This is a genomic window from Sphingomonas sp. Leaf10 (assembly GCF_001421245.1).
Lineage (GTDB): Bacteria > Pseudomonadota > Alphaproteobacteria > Sphingomonadales > Sphingomonadaceae > Sphingomonas.
In genome coordinates, this window is record NZ_LMKE01000027.1 from 74,707 (window position 1) to 81,740 (window position 7,034).

The window sequence follows — 7,034 nt, forward strand, 5'->3', positions numbered from 1 at the left end:
GCAGCGAAACGCATGTCACCCTCACCCTTCCCACCCAGCTTTGCCGGGCGGGCCCCTCCCTCTCCCGCCGGGAGAGGGAGGGAGCGGCGAAGTCGCGGAAGGGTGAGGGTGATTTCGTTCAGTAGCTGACGATTTACCCCTGAGCCGGTGACCGAACCGGCACTCCCGCCGCCGCCAGCGCGAGATGCGCATCCGCCACCGACGCCTCGCCAAAATGGAAGATCGACGCTGCCAGCACCGCGCTGGCATGACCCTGCGTGATCCCGGCGACCAGATGGTCGAGCGTGCCCACCCCGCCCGACGCCACCACCGGCACCGCCACCGCATCGGCGATGGTGCGGATCAGGTCGAGGTCATAGCCATCACGCGTCCCGTCGCGGTCCATCGAGGTGACCAGCAACTCGCCGGCACCGAGTTCGGCAAGGCGAAGCGCATGTTCGATCGCATCGATTCCCGTTGCCCGCCGGCCGCCATGGGTGAAGACTTCCCAACGCCCGTCGCTACGCCGCGCATCGACCGAGGCGGTGACGCACTGGCTGCCGAAGCGGTCGGCGATATCGGCGACCAGTTCGGGCCGAGCGACGGCCGCCGAATTGACCGCGACCTTGTCCGCCCCCGCCAGCAGCAGCGCCCGCGCATCGTCGGGCGATCGCACCCCGCCGCCGACGGTCAGCGGCATGAAGCATACCTCCGCCGTCCGCCGCACGACGTCGATGATCGTGTCGCGCCCCTCATGGCTGGCACCAATGTCGAGGAAAGTGAGTTCGTCGGCACCGGCCGCGTCATAGGCGCGGGCCTGTTCGACCGGATCGCCGGCATCGCGCAGTTCGACGAAGTTTACGCCCTTCACCACCCGCCCGGCATGGACGTCGAGACAGGGGATGACGCGCGCACGCACCGTCATGCGGCGGCGACCCGGATCGCCTCGGCCAGGTCGAGGCGGCCGTCATACAGCGCGCGGCCGGTGATGACGCCCTCGATCCCGGCCTTGCCCTTCAGCGCATGGATATCCTCGATTCCCGCCACCCCGCCGCTGGCGATGACCGGGATGGAGACGGCAGCGGCCAGCGCGGCGGTCGCCTCGACATTGCAGCCCTTCAGCATGCCGTCGCGGCCGACATCGGTGAACAGCAACGCGGCGACGCCGGCATCCTCGAACCGGCGGGCGAGGTCGGTGACCGAGACGCTCGACACATCGGCCCAGCCGCGCGTCGCGACCATGCCGTCCCAGGCGTCGACGGCGACGACGACCTGGCCGGGACAGGCGGCGGCGGCTTCACGGACGAAATCAGGGTCTTCGAGTGCGGCGGTGCCGATCACGACCCGCGCGACGCCGAGGTCGATCCAGCGATCGACATTGGCGCGGTTGCGGATACCGCCGCCCAGCTGCACCCGCCCCGGAAACGCCTTCAGGATCGCGGCAACCGCATCGCCGTTGACCGACTCACCTGCAAACGCGCCATCGAGGTCCACGACGTGCAGGTGATCCGCCCCGGCATCGGCGAACAGCCGCGCCTGATGCGCCGGATCGTCGCCATAGACGGTAGCGCGGTCCATATCGCCCTCGGCCAGCCGGACGATCTGCCCACCCTTCAGGTCAATGGCGGGAAATATGGTCAGGGACGCCATTCGAGAAACCTTTCCAGCAGCGCGATGCCATAGCGCTGGCTCTTTTCGGGGTGGAACTGCACGCCCAGCAGATTGTCGCGACCGATCGCCGCCGTCACCGGGCCGCCATGGTCGGTGGTGGCGAGCACCTGATCGCCATCGAACGCATAGCTGTGCAGGAAATAAGCCTCGCCCGGCACCAGCAGCGGATGCTCGACGTTCGGCACGACATCGTTCCACCCCATATGCGGGACGGTGACGCCGGGCGCGGCGGGCAGGCGGCGGACGCTGCCGTGGATCCAGCCAAGCCCGGCATGAACCCCGAACTCCTCGCCGGTCGTGGCGAGCAACTGCATCCCCACGCACACGCCGAGGAACGGCACACCGCCGTCAAGCGCCCGTTCGCGCATCGCCTCGACCATGCCGGGGATCGCGCGCAGGCCGTTCATGCAGGCGGCGAACGCACCGACGCCGGGCAGGACGATGCGATCGGCGCGCCGTACCGCCTCCGGGTCGGCGGTGATCGACAAGTCCTGCGCACCCGCCGCCTTCAGCGCATTGGCGACCGAATGGAGATTGCCTGCGCCGTAATCGATCAGTGCGATCAAAACAGCTCGCCGATCTGGTCCATCGCCAGCGTCATGGTGAAGGCGACGATCTCGACCGTCGCGACGCCGTTTACGACGAACGGGTCGGTTTCCGCAACCGCGCGCACCGCGTCCTCCTCACCCCGGAACAGCAGCACGCCGCCGGTCGGCGGATTGCGGCGGCCGGCGAGCAGCATGATACCCTGTTCCATCGCCTGTTTGATCCACGCGACATGCGCCTCACGGTGTAGATCGACCTCTTCAAGCGGCTTCACATAGGTGAGCATCGCGAGGCTCATCGGCTGCATCGGACGGGCTACCATGTCACAATACTCCCTTGGTCGACGGGATGGCGTCACTCTTACGCGGGTCGATCTCGGTCGCGGTACGCAAGGAGCGGGCCAGCCCCTTGAAAATGCTCTCGGCGATATGATGGTTGTTGGTGCCGTACAGCGTCTCGACGTGCAGCGTGATGCCGGCGGCCTGCGCGAAGCTGTGGCAGAAATGGCCGAACATCTCGGTATCCATCGTGCCGAGCTTCGCCTGCGTGAAGTTCACCTTCCACACCAGCCATGGCCGCCCCGAAATGTCCAATGCGACGCGGGTCAGCGTCTCGTCCATCGGCGACAGCGCGTCGCCGTACCGGCGGATGCCGCGCTTGTCGCCCAGCGCCTTGGCAAACGCCTCCCCAATGGCGATGCCGGTATCCTCGACGGTGTGGTGCGCGTCGATATGCAGGTCGCCGACGGTGCGGACGGTCAGGTCGATCAGCGAATGGCGGCTGAGTTGTTCGAGCATGTGGTCGAAAAAGCCGACGCCGGTCGACACGTCATAGGTGCCGGTGCCGTCGAGATTGACCGTGACGTCGATCGACGTCTCGCTGGTCTTGCGGGCGATAGTGGCGGTGCGCATGGCCGTGTCCATAGCGCCTGTGGTGTCCCATGCAACGCAACGAATCTTGACGGGCGGGCAAACGTCGCTAACCCAAGGCCCATGAACCAGCCCGTCGCCGACAGCCTGATCCCGTATGACGAGATCGTCCAGGAAGCTCTGCGCGCCGTCGTCGGACGCGTGCTCGGGCAGGTCTCCGCCACCGGTGCGCTGCCCGGCGAGCATCACTTCTACATCACCTTCAAGACGCAGGCCCCCGGCGTCGACATCCCCAAGCGACTGATCGAACGCTTCCCGGACGAGATGACGATCGTCATCCAGCACCGTTTCTGGGATCTGACCGTCGATGCCGAACGCTTTTCGGTCGGCTTGAGCTTCGGCGGCATCCCGTCGACGCTGGTCATCCCCTTTGCCGCGATCACCGGTTTCCATGATCCGGCGGTCAATTTCGAACTTCGCTTTCAGGCGAACGACGAGCCGGGCGATGAACCCGAACCGCATGATCCGCCCGAAAACGACGCGCCCATCGCGACAAGCGAGGACGGGTCGAACGTCGTCGCCGTGGATTTCAAGCGCAAGAAGTGACGGTCGAGGTCGTCGCGAACCCCGGTGAGGGCGAGCGTGAGGCGATCCTGCGCATCCTGTCGGCGCATAACGATGCGGCAGTCGGCTCGACCGAACGGCGACAGGTGGCGATCGTCGTCCGCGAAGAAACGGGTACGATCACCGGCGGGCTGTGGGGCAAGATCGGCTATCGCTGGCTGTTCGTGGAGTTCCTGGCGGTGTCGCCCGAGCGGAAACGGCAGGGGATCGGCCGCGACCTGATGCAGCGTGCCGAGGCGTTGGCGCGGGAGGCAGGCTGTATCGGCATCTGGCTCGACACGTTCAGCTTTCAGGCGCGCGGTTTCTACGAAAAGCTGGGCTTCGCACATTTCGGGACGATCGATGATTTCCCGCCGGGCCATTCCCGCTTCTTCTTGTCGAAACGGATCGACTGACGCGGCCACGGGTTTTCGTCGCATGACCGATACCCGTACCGAAACCGACTCGATCGGCGCGATCGAGGTTCCCGCGAAGGCCTATTGGGGCGCGCAGACCGAGCGATCGATCGAGAATTTCCCCTTCCCCCAGTCCGAACGGATGCCGACCGGCATCGTCCATGCGCTGGCGATCGTGAAGCAGGCGGCGGCGCGGGTGAACCGCGCCCATGGCCTCGACGCTCGAATCGCCGATGCGATCGAAGCGGCGGCAGGCGAGGTGATCGCCGGCAAGCTCGACGATCAATTCCCGCTGGTCATATGGCAGACCGGCAGCGGCACCCAGTCGAACATGAACGCCAACGAAGTGATCGCCGGACGCGCCAACGAAGCGCTGAACGGAACGCGCGGCGGCAAGACGCCGGTGCATCCCAACGATCACGTCAACAAGGGCCAGTCGTCCAACGACAGCTTCCCGACCGCGCTGCATGTCGCGGCGGTCGTCGCGCTGAACCGCGACCTGCTTCCCGCGCTCGACCGGCTGGCGGGCTCGCTGGAGGCGAAGGCACAGGACTGGGCCGATATCGTCAAGATCGGCCGCACCCATTTGCAGGATGCGACGCCGCTGACGCTGGGGCAGGAATTCTCGGGCTATGTCGCGCAGTTGCGCGACGCGAAGCGGCGGTTGCAGGCAGCCGAAGGCGACCTGTTACGGTTGGCGCAGGGCGGCACGGCGGTCGGCACCGGGCTGAACGCCGCGCCCGGCTTTGCTGAGGCGGTTGCAGCGGAGATCGCGACGATCACCGGTCACGCCTTCGTCACGGCGCCAAACAAGTTCGAGGCGCTGGCGTCGAACGATCCGCTGGTCCAGCTGTCTGGCACGCTCAACACGCTGGCAGTCGCGCTGACCAAGATCGCCAACGACATCCGCTTGCTGGGATCGGGGCCGCGTTCGGGGCTGGGCGAGATCGACCTGCCCGCCAACGAGCCGGGCAGTTCGATCATGCCGGGAAAGGTCAATCCGACCCAGTGCGAAATGCTGACGATGGTCGCAGCACAGGTGATGGGCAATCACCTGTCGGTAACGGTCGGCGGGATGCAGGGGCATCTGGAACTCAACGTCTTCAAGCCGTTGATCGGCGCGGCGGTGTTGCGCTCGATCGACCTGCTGTCGATCGGCATGGTCAGTTTCGCGGAGCGCTGCATCGACGGGATCGAGCCGAACCGGGCGCGGATCGCCGATCTGGTCGAACGCTCGCTGATGCTGGTCACCGCGCTGGCGCCCGAGATCGGCTATGACAATGCCGCGAACATCGCCAAGCACGCGCACCATGAGGGGCTGACGCTGCGCGAAGCCGGGCTGGCGCTGGGACTGGTCGACGAAGCGACGTTCGACCGGCTGGTACGGCCGGAGACGATGGTCGGATAGGCGCGATCACTGTCCTACAGGGCGTGTCTGTGCGATGTTGCTGTTCGGGCCTCGCCGCCTTGGCTTTTTGACGCAGCGGTTCGATGATCGCGCGCGATGCTTGCAAGCTGCACGAGTGTGAACTTCGTGAACTTTGGCTTGGGCGGGTGGTCGGCAGGTGATGGTCGCAGGGAACATACCGGCCCGTCCCGCGCTGTATCCGTATAATGTTAGCGAGGAAGATATGGGTGCAACGACGATAGGCGCACTGGTCGGTGCCGCCATCGACAAGATGAGCGGCGACGATGATTCGAGCTTCGATGGGGCCATTAAGGGTGCGGTCGTTGCCAATGTGCTGAAAGTCGTCGTGCCCATGGCAATTACCTATGCCGTCGGCTGGGCCGTCTTGCGCGGTGCCGGCGAACTAAAGGCGCAACTGTTCGAAACGGAGGATGCAGCATGATCGGACGGATTATCGGCGCACTGGTCGGACGCGAGGTGGATCGCCGCGACGGGCGCGGCGGGGCCAAGGGTGCTGCGATGGGCTGGCTGGCCGGCAGCGCGATGCGGCGCATGGGGCCGCTCGGTATGATCCTAGGCGGCGGCTATGTGGCCAAGAAGGCCTATGATCGCCGCAAGCTCGACAAGATGCGACGCGGCTACTGAAAGGTTCGCGGTTCCCGCCGATGGTGGGAACCGCACCCGCCCGGTCGATCGGGACGGCACTCGATCCGCGCAATCGGATTACCGCAAGGGGCGACGGGTTGCCGTCGCCCCTTGACGCCGTGCCGTGCCCCGCGCGATGAGGCCCGGTCATGAGCCATCTGCCAGACCCCGACCTTCACGGCTTCAAGCGCCGGGGGGTGTTGTTCGTACTGTCCTCTCCGTCCGGTGCCGGCAAATCGACGATCGCACGCAAGTTGCTGGCTGCCGAAAACGACCTGTCGATGTCGGTATCCGCCACCACCCGTGGCGCGCGCGAAGGGGAAGTCGACGGCAAGGACTATCATTTCGTCGATCTCGAGGAATTCCGGCGCATGGTGTCGGATCACGAATTCCTCGAATGGGCGCATGTGTTCGGCAACCGCTACGGCACGCCGCGCGCGCCGGTCGAAGCGATGCTGAGCGCGGGCAAGGACGTGCTGTTCGATATCGACTGGCAGGGCGCGCAGCAGCTGTTCCAGATCGCCGGCGGCGATGTCGTCCGCGTCTTCATCCTGCCGCCGTCGATGGCCGAACTGCGCCAGCGGCTGGTGTCGCGCAACACCGACAGTGTCGAGGTGATCGACGCTCGCATGGCGCGTGCCGCGGCAGAGGTCAGCCATTGGGACAGCTATGACTATGTTCTGGTCAACGACGATGTCGAGGATTGCTTCCGCAAGGTGCAGACGATCCTCGCCGCCGAACGCCTGCGCCGGTCGCGCCAGACCGGGTTGATCGGCTTCATCCGTAAATTGCTGCGCGCGCCCGGCGAGTGACGTTCATTCCCCTCCCTGGAAGGGGGGAGTGTTCACCTCGGACTCAACAGGCGTTTTCTGGCGAGGAATATGTCGAGGGTGATCT

The 7,034-nt window shown here is 65.9% G+C and carries 11 protein-coding genes; 6 read left to right on the forward strand and 5 right to left on the reverse strand.

Annotation, left to right across the window (positions count from 1 at the left end; translation table 11 throughout):
* Nucleotides 1–133: 133 nt before the first annotated feature.
* Genes hisF through hisB form a run of 5 tightly spaced genes read right to left on the reverse strand, consistent with a single transcriptional unit; the run spans nucleotide 134 to nucleotide 3,107 of the window.
* Complete coding sequence (hisF, locus tag ASE59_RS14265) at nucleotides 134–904, reverse strand: imidazole glycerol phosphate synthase subunit HisF (RefSeq protein WP_056457543.1); 771 nt, start codon at nucleotides 902–904, stop codon at nucleotides 134–136.
* Entirely contained in the window at nucleotides 901–1,629 is a 729-nt protein-coding gene (gene hisA / locus ASE59_RS14270; RefSeq protein ID WP_056457546.1) for a 1-(5-phosphoribosyl)-5-[(5-phosphoribosylamino)methylideneamino]imidazole-4-carboxamide isomerase, read from the reverse strand. Before hisA ends, hisF begins: the two co-directional genes overlap by 4 nt.
* Nucleotides 1,617–2,216 (reverse strand): imidazole glycerol phosphate synthase subunit HisH, encoded by a 600-nt coding sequence (hisH, locus tag ASE59_RS14275; RefSeq protein WP_056457549.1) that lies wholly within the window; start codon nucleotides 2,214–2,216, stop codon nucleotides 1,617–1,619. The genes hisA and hisH overlap by 13 nt, the downstream gene beginning before the upstream one ends.
* Nucleotides 2,213–2,518, reverse strand: coding sequence for a YciI family protein (locus tag ASE59_RS14280; protein WP_235515785.1), 306 nt, complete (start codon nucleotides 2,516–2,518; stop codon nucleotides 2,213–2,215). The genes hisH and ASE59_RS14280 overlap by 4 nt, the downstream gene beginning before the upstream one ends.
* Nucleotide 2,519: 1 nt before the next feature.
* Nucleotides 2,520–3,107 (reverse strand): imidazoleglycerol-phosphate dehydratase HisB, encoded by a 588-nt coding sequence (hisB, locus tag ASE59_RS14285; protein ID WP_056457605.1) that lies wholly within the window; start codon nucleotides 3,105–3,107, stop codon nucleotides 2,520–2,522.
* A gap of 81 nt (nucleotides 3,108–3,188) precedes the next feature.
* Here hisB and ASE59_RS14290 point away from each other — a divergent pair, with 81 nt between their 5' ends.
* The 6 genes from ASE59_RS14290 to gmk all read left to right on the forward strand — a co-directional run bounded on the left by ASE59_RS14290 (nucleotide 3,189) and on the right by gmk (nucleotide 6,949).
* The gene (locus tag ASE59_RS14290; RefSeq protein ID WP_056457552.1) at nucleotides 3,189–3,671 is read left to right on the forward strand and encodes an SspB family protein; all 483 of its coding nucleotides are present in this window, start codon (nucleotides 3,189–3,191) and stop codon (nucleotides 3,669–3,671) included.
* Nucleotides 3,668–4,084, forward strand: a complete 417-nt coding sequence (locus ASE59_RS14295) for a GNAT family N-acetyltransferase (RefSeq protein ID WP_056457557.1) — start codon at nucleotides 3,668–3,670, stop codon at nucleotides 4,082–4,084. The genes ASE59_RS14290 and ASE59_RS14295 overlap by 4 nt, the downstream gene beginning before the upstream one ends.
* Nucleotides 4,085–4,106: 22 nt before the next feature.
* Complete coding sequence (gene fumC / locus ASE59_RS14300; RefSeq protein WP_056457560.1) at nucleotides 4,107–5,492, forward strand: class II fumarate hydratase; 1,386 nt, start codon at nucleotides 4,107–4,109, stop codon at nucleotides 5,490–5,492.
* Nucleotides 5,493–5,715: 223 nt separating this feature from the next.
* Nucleotides 5,716–5,934, forward strand: coding sequence for a hypothetical protein (locus ASE59_RS14305; protein ID WP_056457562.1), 219 nt, complete (start codon nucleotides 5,716–5,718; stop codon nucleotides 5,932–5,934).
* A complete protein-coding gene (locus ASE59_RS14310) occupies nucleotides 5,931–6,137 on the forward strand; it encodes a hypothetical protein (protein ID WP_056457565.1) in 207 nt (68 codons plus the stop codon). Before ASE59_RS14305 ends, ASE59_RS14310 begins: the two co-directional genes overlap by 4 nt.
* 149 nt (nucleotides 6,138–6,286) lie before the next feature.
* Entirely contained in the window at nucleotides 6,287–6,949 is a 663-nt protein-coding gene (gene gmk / locus ASE59_RS14315; protein ID WP_056457568.1) for a guanylate kinase, read from the forward strand.
* Nucleotides 6,950–7,034 lie beyond the last annotated feature (85 nt).

Bases quoted from the DNA above. Each gene is read 5' to 3' on its own strand.
- ASE59_RS14310 (WP_056457565.1), top strand. From the start codon at position 5,931: ATGATCGGACGGATTATCGGCGCACTGGTCGGACGCGAGGTGGATCGC.
- gmk (WP_056457568.1), top strand. From the start codon at position 6,287: ATGAGCCATCTGCCAGACCCCGACCTTCACGGCTTCAAGCGCCGGGGG.
- hisA (WP_056457546.1), bottom strand. From the start codon at position 1,629: ATGGCGTCCCTGACCATATTTCCCGCCATTGACCTGAAGGGTGGGCAG.
- ASE59_RS14305 (WP_056457562.1), top strand. From the start codon at position 5,716: ATGGGTGCAACGACGATAGGCGCACTGGTCGGTGCCGCCATCGACAAG.
- hisB (WP_056457605.1), bottom strand. From the start codon at position 3,107: ATGCGCACCGCCACTATCGCCCGCAAGACCAGCGAGACGTCGATCGAC.
- ASE59_RS14280 (WP_235515785.1), bottom strand. From the start codon at position 2,518: ATGGTAGCCCGTCCGATGCAGCCGATGAGCCTCGCGATGCTCACCTAT.
- hisF (WP_056457543.1), bottom strand. From the start codon at position 904: ATGACGGTGCGTGCGCGCGTCATCCCCTGTCTCGACGTCCATGCCGGG.
- fumC (WP_056457560.1), top strand. From the start codon at position 4,107: ATGACCGATACCCGTACCGAAACCGACTCGATCGGCGCGATCGAGGTT.
- ASE59_RS14290 (WP_056457552.1), top strand. From the start codon at position 3,189: ATGAACCAGCCCGTCGCCGACAGCCTGATCCCGTATGACGAGATCGTC.